The following is a 14441-nucleotide window of genomic DNA, read 5'->3' on the forward strand; positions in this document are numbered from 1 at the left end:
GTAATTAGTCTCTGATGATGTTGATAAAACCTTTGAATGTACCGATGCCCTTACCGAGATCGATGATGTAGTAATAGGTGCCTTCGTTTAGCGGGCTTCCGTTTATGGTTCCATCCCAATCATTGGTATAAGTTTGCCTGGTATATAAAACCCGCCCGGCCTTATCAAATATTCTTAAGGTATTGTTTGGATAATAATCGATGTTTTTTACGATAAATTTATCATTATAGCCATCACCATTAGGTGTGATTACTGTACTGGCTTCTAACTTATAATCTTCGGTTACGGTTATTGAAATGCTCTGGTCACTTACACAGCCACTGGCATTGGTAACGGTTACTTTATAGGTGCCGCTTTGTTTTGGCCTGATGGTTACCGATGCCGTATTTTGCCCGTTGGTGATTTCGGCACCTGTCCAGCTGTATTGTACTCCGCCTGCAGCGGTTAAAATCAGGGCATCGCCTTTAGAGATCGTTACACCTTTATTGCTGCTGATGGAAACTACAGGTAAGGCATTTACGGTTACAGTAGCGGTTCCGGTTTGTGCCTGGCCGCAATTTGCATCTTTAACATTTACTAAATTATAGGCAAAGGTACCGGCTACATTAGTAGGTGCCGAAACCGTTACCGATGTGCTTGTTGCGGTTGTTGTTACCGTTTTACTAGTTCCGCCATTAATGTTATAGGTAAAAGTATAGGGTGCAGTTCCGTTTGCCCCGGTAAAGGTGATGGTTTGAGCGGCTCCGTTTAAGCAGACTGCTGATGTACCGGCAATACTTGCTGTAGCGGTTGAAGTAACCGTTAATTTGAAAGTTTTAGTGGTTTTATCCATGCCACCAAAATCTGTTCCGCCATTATCCATTACGGTAACGGTAATATTGGCAACACCGCTTACATTGTTTTTTAAGTGATAAGTAATCGTTCCTTTATCGGTACCGTTCGCTGCTGCGGTTAATACATCGAACAGGTTAGCGTTATCTGAAGTAACAGAAAGTGTAGTGTTTTGCGTGGTTTCAGCACCAGCAGAAATTCCGGTTGAGGCAATACTTTGGTTTTCTGGCGAATAACAAACCGCCTGGTTGGCTACTGCATCGATTGTGGGTGCACCATTGCCGAATAAATACCTCGTTTTAATCGGATAGTGATCTGTTGTGGTAGAACTGTAATTGGTCACCAGATTTTTAACGGCATCTAAAACCTCGGCCGAGGCGGGTATGTAGTTGAGGTTTAAGTTTTTCGTGATGATGACGTTATCGATTACGGTATTAAATCCGGCGGTAGATTGTTTTCCTGCCAAACTTAGTGGTAAGGTTACAGGGAAATAATTACTTGCATCCTGGGTGAAATCGGAATAGGAAGTGCCGGTACCTGCAGGCATTGGGGCAATGGTTTTATCAGCATCCAGTACATCGTTAAAATCGCCAAGAATAATCACTTTTTTACCGGCCAGGTTTGCATCCAGCCAATCTTTCAATTGTTTATTTCCGCCTTTCCTACGGTTATAGGCATCAATCTGATCCGCTGTTGGTCCTGTATTTGCTTTGGCATGAATTTCGACAAAATAAACCGTATCCAATTTATTATTGATCTTCACCTGTGCCTGCATCATGTAAGGGAAACGGCCTGACGACCAGTTTTTGTAGGCGGTACCATCAACACTGGTTGCGGGTACAGCAGGGTTATAGGTATCTCTTAAAATTCCTAAAGTAGAAATAGGCTTAATGAGATCGGTGCGGTACATAAAAGCCAGTTTTTGTGCCAATGGATAGTCGGCATCTGCTTTATTATCGGCATAAGATCCGAACTCGCTGAATAAAACATTGTATCCGGCGGGTAAAACGGTGTTTCTGAACAAAGTGGTATCTACTACCTCTGCAAAACCATAAATATCTGCATTGAGGTTGTTCACTATGGTTTTCACATTAGCCGCCTGTAATACATCGTTCGATGGATCCTGAGCCGGACTACCAAACCATTCGATGTTCCAGTTCACTACTTCTAAAGTGTTGGCAATATCGAAGGTATTTCCGCTAAAGGCAACGGTTTTGTTTGCCGAACCGGGAGTAGCAATGTTTACATTGCCGGTATAACTGGTATTCACCACAGTTGGTGAAAATTTAGCGTAAACTGTTGGCGAAGTATTGTTGATCTCGGCTTTTGGATAAGTGATGGTATTGCTATAGGTTCCGGTACTCGTTTTTGACAACGTAAAATTGGCCGGCGCGGTTAAGGTGACATCGCCCGTTAAGTTGCCTGCAGAGAAACCAAAGCTATTTGCAGCAGAAGTGGTATTAACCGCCTGGAAACCGAAACTAAGGCTCGATGGCGAAGTAGTAATGTCGACCGCTGGTGGCGTGCTTGAATTGGTTACTGCAAAATCATCAACCGTCCAACGGCTGGCCGAAGAAGTAGTAGAATTATACACAATGGCTACATAAACCGGACTTCCCTTGTATGCCGATAAGTCTATATTGTCAGATTTGGTCCATTTATCGCTACCCGTTTCAGGGAATTTACCATCTAAACTGGTCCATGTGGCCAGTGCAGGGTTACCCGAGCCGGTATAGTTTGTAGAAATTTTGAGTTGTAATTTATCTCCCGCGAAAGCAGATCTCGTCCAGAAAGATAAAATAGCGTAGTTAAACGAAGTGATATTTAAGGCCGGCGAAATCAACCAATCCTCATTTAAAACATTACCACCCGCATAACCATTAATCTGGAGGGCATTTCCTGTGCTTGCTGCACCATTTGGGTCGCTGGCATCATGTCCGAAAGTAGTGGTACAGCCCCAGGTTTGTGCACCGGTTACACTATATTGATAAAAACCATCAGATAAGGCTGCACTACCTACGGTGGTGCAGTTCTCAAAGCTGAAAGCTGTTTGGTTAGGGTCAACCGCCGCGCCGGTTAATGAAAGTGAAACCGAAGTTGCGCCAGCACTGGCATGTAAAACGGCACCACTTGCATTACCCACAGCTGTTGGGCTAAATTTTACATACACCGTTTGATTGGTGGCTAAATCGGCTACACTATAACTTAATGTGCTCGAAAAAGTAACGTTATCTTTAGAAATAGAATAAGGAGCTGTTGTTGTTAAAGTAGTGGCATTGGTTAAGTTTCCGGCAGAGAGTACATAGCTTTTTGAAGCTGATGTGGTATTTAATGCCTGGTTACTGAAAGCCAGGGTTTTTGGCGTAACAATTAAATAGGGGCCAGTTGTTGAAGCAGGCTCGGTTACCGAGCTATTTTGTGGATTTGGTGACCTCACTACAAAATCTGACGAATTTTCGTCACTATCGTATCCATTACCTACAAATTCTTCTGTACCGCCAATGCCCATGGTGGTGGCGTTTGATGTTGCGCTTGCTTTTCTTTCTATTGATGAAGTATTGGTTGTAGCCGGTGCCGGGGCAGTACCTTCAAAACCATTTGCTGTTCCATAACCAACTTTATCAATAATATTTGCACTAACCGGATTGGCACCTGTTTGAGGGGTAGCAGAATTGCTTAACAATACTTTTCCTGTTGTACCCGATAAGGTGAGTGTACCAATCTTATCAGGTGTTGGTAAATCTAATGTACCACCTGTACCCGCTGCCAGTTGGATCAGGTAAAAACCTTTTGTGGCGATAGAACCCGATAAGGTGCTTGCTGCCCAGTTACCCGTACCTGTAGCACTTGCATACTGCACGCTCCAGCCTGTTAAATCGACAGCTGAAAGTGTTGGGTTATATAATTCGATAAAGTCGTTTTTATAGGTAGCGCCGCTGTTACCGCCACCGCCATAAACTTCAGAAATAACCAGATGATTGGCACCGGTTGGTTCTTTTATCGTAGAGTTTTGTGGGTTTGGAGCCGTAACTACAAAATCGGTACTGTTATTGTCGGTATCGTAACCGTTTCCACTAAACTCTTCGGCACCCCCAATGGCTAAAGTAGCCGCTGTTGAAGTTGCACTTGCTTTACGTTCAATTGAAGTTGTATTGGAGATTACGGGGGTAGGTGCGGTTTCGAAACCGGTGGCTGTTGGGCCAAAGCCTACTTTATCAACTACTGCAGTGGTTGATGGGTTGGCACCGGTTAAAAGCACATTTGAATTGCTTAAAATTACTTTTCCGGTGGTGCCCGAAAGGGTTAAAATCCCAGTTGCATCTGGTGTAGGTAAATTAACGGTTCCACCTGCTCCAACAGCTTCCTGAACCAAATAGAAACTTTTTGCAGGTATACTGCCTGTTAAATCTGTTTTGGCCCAAGTTCCTGTTCCGGCTGCATTTAAATATTGTACGCTCCAGCCTGTTAAATCAACTGCGGTATTACCCGGGTTATATAATTCTATAAAGTCATTTTTAAAGGTTGCGCCGCTGTTTCCACCACCACCGTAAATTTCAGAAATGACCACGTGGGCTGGGGCAGCAGGTGGCGTTGTACCCAGGCCTGTGGTAGTAATGTTCTGCGTGGTTGCGCCGGTGCTTGCAATACTGATATTGCCCGAAACTGCGGTAGGTGTTGTTGGACTAAAACGTGCCGAAACTGTTTTGCCTGTAGCAAGCTCTGCCGCGGTATAAACCAAAGAAGTGCTGTAGGTAACATTATCTTTTGAAAGATAAAAAGGTGCTGTTGTGGTAATATTCACCACATCGGTTAAGCCCGTTGCACTGAGGTTGAAGCTTTGCGCAGTAGAATTGGTACCTGTATTTTGGGAGCCAAAATCGAAAGCAGTTTGGTTTACCGTTAAAATGGTTGATAGTCCATTTCCGCTTACCGCAACATTAACAGCGCTGGCACCGGTGCTTGTATTGGTAATATTGCTACTGGCATTGCCGCCTGCGGTTGGACTGAAGCGTACATAAACCAATGGAGATGCGGCAACCTCGCCTGCAGTATAACTGATGGAATTGCTGAAAGTAGTATTGTCTTTAGAAACAAAGAAAGGTGCTGTTGAATTTACTGAAACAGCAGCCGTTAAATTGGCTCCTCCTAATGTATAACTTTGTGATGTAGAATTTGAATTGATGTTTTGATCGCCAAAAAGCAATGTTGTATTTGAGGCTGATAAAACGGGTGTGGCTGTAGTACTGCCTTTTGGTGTGATGCTAAAATCGTCGATAGTGTAAATGCCATCGCTTCCTAAATCGTCGGTGTCTGTCCAGCGGATATAAAGCGTAGCGCCATCTGCCCAGGTAATTGTGGTGATGCTTCCCGAAATAGCCGTTTGATTTGCAGGTAAGTTGCCATCAATGCCAGCTGCTGTGGTAGTTGTTATTAGCTTTTCGTTAAGGTTCATGCCGGTAAGCGGGAGCCAGGTGGCCGATGCATCGGCAATACTTGCGGCATTAAAGCTGTATTCGAAATTTAGTTTTTCGTTAACAGTAGCATTTGAACCAGTTCTCCACTGCTCCATTACGCCCGATAAATCAATTGAAGTTACGGTTGCACCCGTGTTGTTTTGGAAACCAGCGCCAAACCTCGGCGTTAACGAGCCAGAGGCGAGACTTCCTAATGAACGGTCGGCCGCTCCGGCTGTTCCCGCGTTATAGGCAGCGCCACTATTTGACGAAGCGGTGTAAACTGTTAATGCTAAAGCCGAGCCAATGGCTGCATTGTTTGTGCCGCTCGCTTTAAGGGCACTCCATCCGGCAACTATAGAAGTTCCTGTTGCGGTTATGCCATCAAAATTTTCTGATTTTGCTGTATTTAATGCCGTTAATGAAACCTGGGCAGATAAATAGTTTGAGAAAACCAGAAAAAGTAAAATGAGAAGTAAAGGTCTTTTCATATAAGTTTTGTTTATAACAAATGTATAGGCAAAAGCCTTATAATCAGATTAACTTAATGTTAATTTGAATGATTGTGGAAAAATAAATGTAATAAGGAGTAATTTTCTGATTCGGCAGACGTTATTGGGCTTTTTTGAATATTCTGGTTTGAATATTCGAACTGCACCATCATTGACAGATTAGAATACAAGGGGCGTCATCTCGACTGGAGTGCAACGGAATGGAGAGATCTTTGGACTATGTTAAAAGATCTCTCCACTACGGTCGAGATGACGATACTTCGAGACCGTTTATCGCTTTAAAATCTACTGTTTTATGAAACAAACCATCATCACGACTTTGGTTGTTATCATGATATTGCTGTTTCCTACTGATTTAAAGAGATAAACGCAGATCTTATCATATAAAGGTTTGCGCCCGGTGGTTACAAGCATTGTTTATTAAGCCTGATTGGAACGGAAAGCCCTCAATCCGATCCTTTATCGGATGAGGACTTGAAGAGTAAAGCAGGGCAGGAGGCTGCCACAGCGAACCAGAACCTACACTTCCAAAAAAAATAACGCTAATATATGCCTGATAGACAAGTTGTCTAGCTTTACAATGCAGAAGATCTACAAATACTCTTCAATATTACCTTTGCCCTCACGGATGATTTCAAAGTCTCCTGTGGTACAATCAATTACGGTAGAGGCTTCGTTATCTCCATAACCACCATCAATTACCAGGTCGACCAAATCTTCGTATTTTTCATGAATCAATTCCGGGTCGGTAGAGTATTCAATAACATCGTCGTCATCTTTTATGGAAGTTGAGAGGATCGGATTGCCGAGTTCTTTCACAATGCAGCGTGCAATATTGTTATCGGGCACGCGGATACCGACCGTTTTTTTATTCGAACTCAATAACTTGGGTACATTGTTATTGGCATTAAAAATAAAGGTGAACGGTCCTGGTAAAGCTTTTTTTAACACTCTGAATGTAGTGTTGTCAATCGGCTTGATATAATCAGAAATGTGCTTTAAATCATGACAGATAAAAGAGAAATTAGCTTTCTCTGGTTTAATGCCCCTAATGCGGCAAATTTTTTCGATTGCTTTCGGATTGGTAATATCGCAGCCCAAACCATAAATGGTATCGGTAGGGTAGATGATTAAACCGCCTTTTTTCAGCACTTCAACAACTTGTTCAATGGCCCTTTCATTTGGGTTTTCTGGATAAATCTTAATAAGCATAGCGTAAAAATAACAAAATTAAACGTTTGTTGTTTAGAGAACATATTAATCATACAGATTCTAAATATGTACAAATAGTTGTACAGTTATTTTATAATCTTTACTTTTGATTATTATAATACATTACCATGGAGATCACAAATTATACCTCATTCAGGCAAAGTTTAAAGTCTTATTTAGATAAGGTTTTTACTAACCATACTCCCTTGTTTGTTACCAGAGCGAAAGGGGAAGATGTTGTAGTTCTTTCTAAGGCAGACTATGATAGTATGCAAGAAACTTTTTATCTGTTAAAAAGTCCAAAAAATGCGCTTAGGCTAGAGCAAGGATTAAAAGATTATGAGAGTGGTTTAGCTAAGGAGCAGGACCTGATTGATAATGATTAAATTATTTCTTGATGGATCATGGGAGGATTATCTCTATTGGCAATCGGTTGATAAATCGATTCTGAAGAAAATAAATGCACTGATAAAAGAAATCGAACGCACTCCTTTTGAAGGTGCCGGCAAACCTGAACCATTAAAACACCAATATTCCGGATGGTGGTCGAGGAGGATTAATTTAGAACACAGACTGGTATACAAAGTAGAAGATAACAAAATTATTTTTCTACAGTGCAGATACCATACCTAATAAATAACAAAACATGAGAAAAGCTTTCGTCGCGATTGCCGCATTTTTAATTGCCCTAACCATTATGCTGGGCTTATATCATCCCTTTTTATGGTGGACATTCATTTTTACAGGTCCTTTTGTGCTGCTTGGTGTTTATGATTTATATCAGCCTAAACACAGTATCGTAAGAAATTACCCTGTTTTCGGCCGTTTAAGGTATTTTATGGAAGAGTTGAGGCCGAAAGTATATCAATATTTCGTAGAAAGCGATACCAACGGTACGCCTTATAACAGGTTAAACCGCTCTTTAATTTACCAGCGCGCTAAAAAAGATAACGATACAATCCCTTTTGGAACGCAGTTAAATGTTTACGATAATGGTTATGAGTGGTTGAGCCATAGTATTGCGGCTATATCACACCATGAATTAAATTTAGATCCACGTGTTACCGTTGGCGGACCAGATTGTAAAAAACCTTATTCAGCCAGTATTTATAATATTTCGGCCATGAGTTTTGGTTCATTAAGTCAGAATGCCATTTTAGCTTTAAACGGTGGTGCTAAAATGGGCAACTTTGCACACAATACTGGCGAAGGTGGAATAAGCGATTACCACCGTAAGCCAGGAGGTGATTTAATCTGGCAGATTGGTACAGGGTATTTTGGCTGCCGTAATACCGATGGTACCTTTAATTATGATGCTTACGCTGAGCGGGCACAAACCGATCAGGTAAAAATGATCGAAATTAAACTTTCACAAGGTGCCAAACCTGGGCATGGTGGGATGTTGCCAGCTAAAAAAGTGACTTCGGAAGTCGCCAGGATTCGTTTGGTGCCCGAAGGTAAAGATGTCTTGTCTCCGCCGGCGCACTCGGCTTTTAATACACCTATCGGTTTACTGGAGTTTGTTAAAAAACTTCGCGATTTATCAGGAGGTAAACCAGTAGGATTTAAATTGTGTATTGGTCGTAAAAGCGAGTTTTATGCCATTTGCAAAGCCATGGTAGAAACCGGAATCTATCCTGATTTTATTACTGTTGATGGTGGTGAGGGTGGTACAGGTGCGGCACCACAGGAGTTTTCGAATTCGGTAGGTATGCCTTTGCGCGAAGGTGTGGCTTTTGTATATGATGTTTTAAATGGTTTTGATCTGAAAAAACACATTAAAATTATTGCTTCGGGTAAAGTGGCAACAGGTTTCGATCTGGTTAAAAACATAGCCCTTGGTGCTGATATGTGTAATGCTGCCCGCGGAATGATGTTCGCTTTAGGCTGTATTCAGGCTTTAGAGTGTAACAGCAATACCTGCCCAACAGGAGTAGCTACCCAGGATCAGAGTTTAATGAAAGGCCTTGTGGTAGAAGATAAAACAGTCCGCGTTAAAAACTTCCATAACCTAACCGTAGCTAGTGCGGTAGAATTGTTAGGTGCTGCGGGTTTAAGAGAAACACATCAGTTAAGCAGGGCGTATATCAACAGGCGCGTAAGCCCAAGTGTAATGCAGAGTTATCTGGAGACTTTTCCATATATCCCGGCAGGTAGTCTGTTACAAACACCTTATCCAACCCGTTATGAATTGGGAATGGCACTGAGCACTTCAGCCAGTTTTGCTCCGACAGATTATAAGGTTTCGGCAGTAGATTATTCGCACGCCAATCCGTATGGAGATACCATGCATGAGGATGGCAGATAAATAGTGGATGACTTCCGAAGTTTAAAAGGGTTAAGTGTAGGCAGAACTTCGTAAGTCTTTCCATGGCACTAAAAGAAGTCAAAAAACGAAACTGCCGCAATACGTACTCGCAGATATCGCCATTCTGTCGTCTGCAATGAAAGCCATCCAGGTGTGAAATGTCTTTCCTTTATAAAAGGAAGAAATTTCCAGGCTTTCCCTTTCTTTTGACCGCCTGGCACCACCCGTTTCATAGATAGCCGTTTTGTTGTCCACATCATAAACCATTAACATCACCTGGTCATGTTTCCTGGTGTAATCGCCGTTAGAATTATCCGTCCAGCTGAAATGTACACCCGCATCGTCGTGTTCCAGCTTAACCCCCTCCGCACCGGTGATGTTTCCAAAGCTTAAACGCACAGCGGCATAGTCGATTTCGCCGGCGGCATTTTGGGCATTCAGCATGTTATAGGATTTGGCAACATTATGGGCGGTCATCATGCGTTTTTTCGACTCCAGATTAAAACCAATCCTGATAAAAGTAACAATAGGGCTTAAAAAGGTCTGCATCATTGTAAAACGGGATCTGCAGGCCTTTTGATCAGCACTCCCGGTTTTGTTTTTTATGGACTTTCTGCGTTTGCTCCTGATGACCCATTTTCCGTTCAGGTAATAACCCGTCACGGCGCCCACCGGCCCGGTGAAGCCGCCGTTAATTCCGTTTTCTATTTTTCCCATCATTGCATTAACTTATGTTATACAATATAGTAAATTGCTGATTAATAAACTAATAAGTTGTATTTGCTTCTGATTTACGTCGGGTTTTATTCGGGTACAATTGTCATAAGTCCGACGAAAGTCCGGCTTAAGTACGTCGAAAGTCCGTCGCAACGGTTACGCTGTTGTATCTGTCTTATACAGTGTCCTATACTGGAATAAGTTTTGTAAGATTCTGTCAATGGTAGTTTATCTCAGGGTTTTAATAATGCAAAAAAAAGAAGTCAAGTTTTTAAAACTTGACTTCTTTGATAATGGGCTATTTGTTTTTCCCTAAACCCTAAACCCTAAACCCTAAACCCTAAACCCTCCTAAAACTCTGCATTTTTCGGGAATCTCGGGAAAGCGATTACGTCACGGATGTTGGTCATTCCGGTTACGAACAATACCAGTCGCTCAAAACCTAAACCAAAACCCGAGTGCGGTGCTGATCCAAAACGGCGGGTATCTAAATACCACCAAAGTTCTTCCTGTGGAATGTTTAAATCTTCCATGCGTTTCGTTAAGCGGTCTAAACGTTCCTCACGTTGCGATCCGCCAATCATTTCACCAATGCCGGGGAATAAGATATCCATGGCTGCAACCGTTTGTCTGCCTTCAGCATCTGGTTCATTCTGGCGCATGTAAAATGATTTAATGTCAGCTGGATAATCGGTTAAGATTACCGGTTTTTTAAAGTGTTTTTCTACCAGGTAACGTTCGTGTTCACTTTGTAAATCAGCACCCCATTCATCAATCAGGTATTTAAATTGTTTCTTCTGGTTTGGTTTAGAAGATTTTAAAATCTTAATTGCCTCTGTATAAGTTAAACGTTCAAATTCGTTGGCTAAACAGAAATCCAGTTTCTCTAACAAACTAAATTCGCTACGCTCGTTCTGTGGTTTTTGTTTATCCTCTTCCGCTAAACGGGTATTTAAGAATTCTAATTCATCTTTGCAGTTGTCTAAAGCATATTTAATAACATACTTCATCATGTCTTCTGCAAGCTGCATGTTGTCTTCTAAATCTGCAAAAGCAACTTCAGGTTCAATCATCCAGAACTCTGCTAAGTGACGTGTAGTATTCGAGTTTTCTGCCCTGAAAGTAGGGCCGAAAGTATAAATCTGTCCGAAAGCCATTGCTGCCAATTCACCTTCCAATTGTCCGGATACGGTTAAGTTGGTTGCACGGGCAAAGAAATCCTGCGAGAAATCTACTTTACCATCTTCCGTGCGTGGTGTATTGTCGAAATCTAAAGTGGTTACTTTAAACATTTCGCCAGCACCTTCCGCATCACTTGCGGTAATTACAGGGGTATGCATGTACACAAAACCACGTTCGTTGTAGAATTGGTGAATGGCAAAAGCCAAGGCATGACGCACCTTAAAAACGGCGTTAAAAGTATTGGTACGGAAACGCAGGTGAGCAATTTCGCGTAAAAACTCTAAACTGTGTTTCTTTGGTTGTAATGGAAACTTTTCAGGATCGCTATCACCCAAAATTTCTACCGTTGTTGCTTTAATTTCAACAGATTGACCTTTACCAAGCGATTCAATCAATTTACCGGTTGCAGAAATGGCCGCGCCGGTTGTTATTCTTTTCAACAGCTCATCAGGCAAATTATTAAAATCGATCACAACCTGGATATTGCTCATGCAAGAACCATCATTTAATGCAATAAACTGATTATTACGGAAAGTTCTAACCCATCCCATAACCGTTACTTCTGTGTCAAATGCTGTCGACTTTAATAAATCTTTAATTTGCTGTCTCTTAATCATATTGTTATTTGTAAAAGGCGCAAATTTAGAAAAAAAAATGTATCAGTTAGCAGTTTTCAGTATACAGTTTTCTGTTTTTTAGCATGAATCCGCTACCAACTGAAAATTGCGAACTGTTAATTGGGAACTGAAAACTGCCAACTGTTATCGTAAATTCTTATCTTGAAAAGATTTATAGATAAAATAATTTTAACATATCCATCTACAGCGCCTCATGAATAAGTTTGATATAGATAAACAAACCCTAACTGATTTAAATATATTTGAGGTTCATGGCTTAAATAAAAGTATTTTTTCGCTGTTCAACTTTACATTCACCATTAAAGGCAATGATAAATTATCTGAAATTTTCAAAATGCCTTCCACAGATATTCAGATCATTACAGAAAGACAAGGGTTAATCAGATATCTATCCAATTATAGCGACGATTTAAACTTTGACCATACCAACATAGACTTTATTGAAAGTTATCTGGTGCAAAATGGTAAAATCAAATTCTATTCAAAGATTTCCGCATTAACTAAGTCTATCAATTATTTCTTTTATCCAAATCAGGCATATTATGTAAAAGAAAAAGGCATAAAAGAAATTATTTCTTTGCTTAAAAAGCTTAAAGAAGTTTTTGCAGCATTAGATCAAGAGGTTAAACCTGTGCTGGTTAAAGAATTTAATGAGATTGTTGGGGTTTTATTTAAGCAGAAACTAATTAAAGCTATTGTTGATCGGGATGAGAAAAAGATTAACTTATTCGAATTAGAAGCGCTTGATTTTATGTTTAGGGGAACTGAGTTAAGGACAATCAAACGGTTTTTAGATTTAGTCTATCAGATTGATGCTTATTATGCTGTTGTTAAGGCATCCAGGAAATACAATTTGACCTTGCCAAATGTAAATGCAAAAGAGTGCCATCTGCGTATTAATGGTGTCTTTCATCCTTTTTTAAATCATCCGGTTGCTAATGATATTGAATTTGAAATTGGTAAGAATGTATGTTTCCTAACGGGAAGTAATATGGCCGGGAAATCTACTTTTTTAAAATCTGTTGGGGTTTCTGTCTATTTGGCTCATTTAGGTCTTCCGGTTCCTGCAGCATATATGGAAACAGGAATTTGGCAAGGATTGGTGTCGACCATAAACTTGCCTGATAATTTAAACGAAGGGTTTAGCCATTTTTACAATGAAGTTTTAAGGGTAAAACATGTTGCAGAGAAGATTAAAGTTTCTAAAAATATTTTTGTAATTTTTGATGAGCTGTTTAGAGGGACTAATGTTAAAGATGCATTTGATGGATCATTATCTGTAATTAAATCATTTTCTGCAATAAAAGACTGTTATTTCATGATTTCAACTCATATTATTGAGGTTGCCGAAATATTAAAGGAGAATGAAAGTATCATGTTTAAATATCTATCTACCAAAATGGAGCACAACAAACCTACATTTACCTATAATCTTATGAATGGAATTACCGATGAACGGATAGGTATGTGGATTATTGAAAATGAGAAAATCGATGAAATTTTAAGCAGCAGAGCTATTAGGTAAGGCCCTGCCGCTTTATTTTTTAGTCGATTGAATTGTTAACCGCCAACTGAAAACTGCCTACTGCTGTTGCTGCTGTTGCTGCATGGCTTCCATATACTGCTGATAGCTGTTTTTGGTTCTCTCGGTAGTTATTGTTCCTGTGGGCTTGCTGTAATTCACTTCTTTAGGCTGGAAATACGTTTCCTGATCGTTAAAATCTTCATCGTTATAACCTACAGATACATTTACTTCCATAATGTGTTCGAAACCACCTTTGTAAACCCCTTTTACAGGTGAGCAATCGGTAAAATTCCGGCCAACGGCCAAACGCACATGGTTTTCGTTTACAATGCAATTATTGGTCGGGTCTAAGCCCAGCCAGCCATATTCGGGCAGGAAAGCCTCTGCCCAGGCATGGGTTGCACCTTCGCCCCGCATGCCGTCTCTGTTCGGGCAGATATAGCCGCTTACGTACCGTGCAGGGATGCCTGTTAAACGCAACATGGCTGTTAATACATGGGCAAAATCCTGGCAAACCCCGGCTTTTAGTTTTAAAATTTCATCAATAGTGGTGTCAACTGCTGTTACCCCTTTAATGTAGTCGAAATTGTTGAACACATGAGCACAATATTTTATAGCGGTTTGGTAAGGCGTATCTTCAGTGTGCTTAATGTTTAAAGCTGTCTCTTTTAATTGAGCGATACCCTCAAAACTTTCCTGTCTTACATAATCGATATAGGGCACTTCGAATTTTAGGGCACTTAAACTGTTCCACTGCTCGCTGCTAAACATATCGTCTTGCGGCAATGGCTTCGGGAAGGTTTCTACACATACCTTCGAAAAGATTTTAAGTTGGGTGTGCGGTTCGTTTTGGGTAAAAGTGCCCACCTCGTTTCCGTAGTAATCGATAAAAATTTCAATTTCCGGGCTTCCGGAGATATTCAGGTCGTGTTTAACTACTTTCTGAAAATCATCTTTAATTGGAAATAGAATAATCTGATTCGCACTATCCCGAACAGGTAATTCGTATTTATAATTGGTGATATGTTTGATTTTGAAAATTGGCATATTGGTTTTTATTAT

Annotated in this window: 9 protein-coding genes; 4 read left to right on the forward strand and 5 right to left on the reverse strand. The window is 40.8% G+C overall.

The window, feature by feature from the left end:
* Positions 1-4: 4 nt before the first annotated feature.
* Positions 5-5776, reverse strand: coding sequence for a lamin tail domain-containing protein (locus tag BCL90_RS05690; protein ID WP_121283033.1), 5772 nt, complete (start codon positions 5774-5776; stop codon positions 5-7).
* 612 nt (positions 5777-6388) lie between these two features.
* Positions 6389-7009, reverse strand: coding sequence for an L-threonylcarbamoyladenylate synthase (locus BCL90_RS05695; protein WP_121283034.1), 621 nt, complete (start codon positions 7007-7009; stop codon positions 6389-6391).
* A gap of 128 nt (positions 7010-7137) precedes the next feature.
* On the opposite strand from BCL90_RS05695, the gene BCL90_RS05700 reads away from it, so the two are divergent.
* Genes BCL90_RS05700 through BCL90_RS05710 form a run of 3 tightly spaced genes read left to right on the forward strand, consistent with a single transcriptional unit; the run spans position 7138 to position 9317 of the window.
* Positions 7138-7395: a type II toxin-antitoxin system Phd/YefM family antitoxin gene (locus BCL90_RS05700; RefSeq protein ID WP_121283035.1), complete on the forward strand. Its 258-nt coding sequence runs from the start codon at positions 7138-7140 to the stop codon at positions 7393-7395.
* On the forward strand, positions 7388-7642 hold the full coding sequence (locus BCL90_RS05705) for a Txe/YoeB family addiction module toxin (protein WP_121283036.1): 255 nt from the start codon (positions 7388-7390) through the stop codon (positions 7640-7642). The genes BCL90_RS05700 and BCL90_RS05705 overlap by 8 nt, the downstream gene beginning before the upstream one ends.
* Before the next feature lie 13 nt (positions 7643-7655).
* A complete protein-coding gene (locus tag BCL90_RS05710) occupies positions 7656-9317 on the forward strand; it encodes an FMN-binding glutamate synthase family protein (protein WP_121283037.1) in 1662 nt (553 codons plus the stop codon).
* Between the two features lie 78 nt (positions 9318-9395).
* Here BCL90_RS05710 and BCL90_RS05715 read toward each other — a convergent pair whose 3' ends face one another.
* The gene (locus BCL90_RS05715; protein WP_121283038.1) at positions 9396-10037 is read right to left on the reverse strand and encodes a DUF6266 family protein; all 642 of its coding nucleotides are present in this window, start codon (positions 10035-10037) and stop codon (positions 9396-9398) included.
* 347 nt (positions 10038-10384) lie between these two features.
* Entirely contained in the window at positions 10385-11833 is a 1449-nt protein-coding gene (gene asnS, locus BCL90_RS05720; protein WP_121283039.1) for an asparagine--tRNA ligase, read from the reverse strand.
* A 214-nt stretch (positions 11834-12047) separates the two neighbouring features.
* Here asnS and BCL90_RS05725 point away from each other — a divergent pair, with 214 nt between their 5' ends.
* Entirely contained in the window at positions 12048-13379 is a 1332-nt protein-coding gene (locus BCL90_RS05725; RefSeq protein ID WP_121283040.1) for a MutS-related protein, read from the forward strand.
* Positions 13380-13436: 57 nt separating this feature from the next.
* Here BCL90_RS05725 and BCL90_RS05730 read toward each other — a convergent pair whose 3' ends face one another.
* Positions 13437-14426 carry a transglutaminase family protein gene (locus BCL90_RS05730; protein ID WP_121283041.1) on the reverse strand — a complete coding sequence of 330 codons (990 nt, stop codon included), beginning with the start codon at positions 14424-14426 and terminating at the stop codon, positions 13437-13439.
* Between the last annotated feature and the right edge of the window lie 15 nt (positions 14427-14441).

This window comes from Pedobacter alluvionis, from assembly GCF_003664035.1.
Classification (GTDB): Bacteria; Bacteroidota; Bacteroidia; order Sphingobacteriales; family Sphingobacteriaceae; genus Pedobacter; species Pedobacter alluvionis.

Bases quoted from the DNA above. Each gene is read 5' to 3' on its own strand.
- BCL90_RS05690 (WP_121283033.1), bottom strand. From the start codon at position 5,776: ATGAAAAGACCTTTACTTCTCATTTTACTTTTTCTGGTTTTCTCAAAC.
- BCL90_RS05695 (WP_121283034.1), bottom strand. From the start codon at position 7,009: ATGCTTATTAAGATTTATCCAGAAAACCCAAATGAAAGGGCCATTGAA.
- BCL90_RS05700 (WP_121283035.1), top strand. From the start codon at position 7,138: ATGGAGATCACAAATTATACCTCATTCAGGCAAAGTTTAAAGTCTTAT.
- BCL90_RS05705 (WP_121283036.1), top strand. From the start codon at position 7,388: ATGATTAAATTATTTCTTGATGGATCATGGGAGGATTATCTCTATTGG.
- BCL90_RS05710 (WP_121283037.1), top strand. From the start codon at position 7,656: ATGAGAAAAGCTTTCGTCGCGATTGCCGCATTTTTAATTGCCCTAACC.
- BCL90_RS05715 (WP_121283038.1), bottom strand. From the start codon at position 10,037: ATGATGGGAAAAATAGAAAACGGAATTAACGGCGGCTTCACCGGGCCG.
- asnS (WP_121283039.1), bottom strand. From the start codon at position 11,833: ATGATTAAGAGACAGCAAATTAAAGATTTATTAAAGTCGACAGCATTT.
- BCL90_RS05725 (WP_121283040.1), top strand. From the start codon at position 12,048: ATGAATAAGTTTGATATAGATAAACAAACCCTAACTGATTTAAATATA.
- BCL90_RS05730 (WP_121283041.1), bottom strand. From the start codon at position 14,426: ATGCCAATTTTCAAAATCAAACATATCACCAATTATAAATACGAATTA.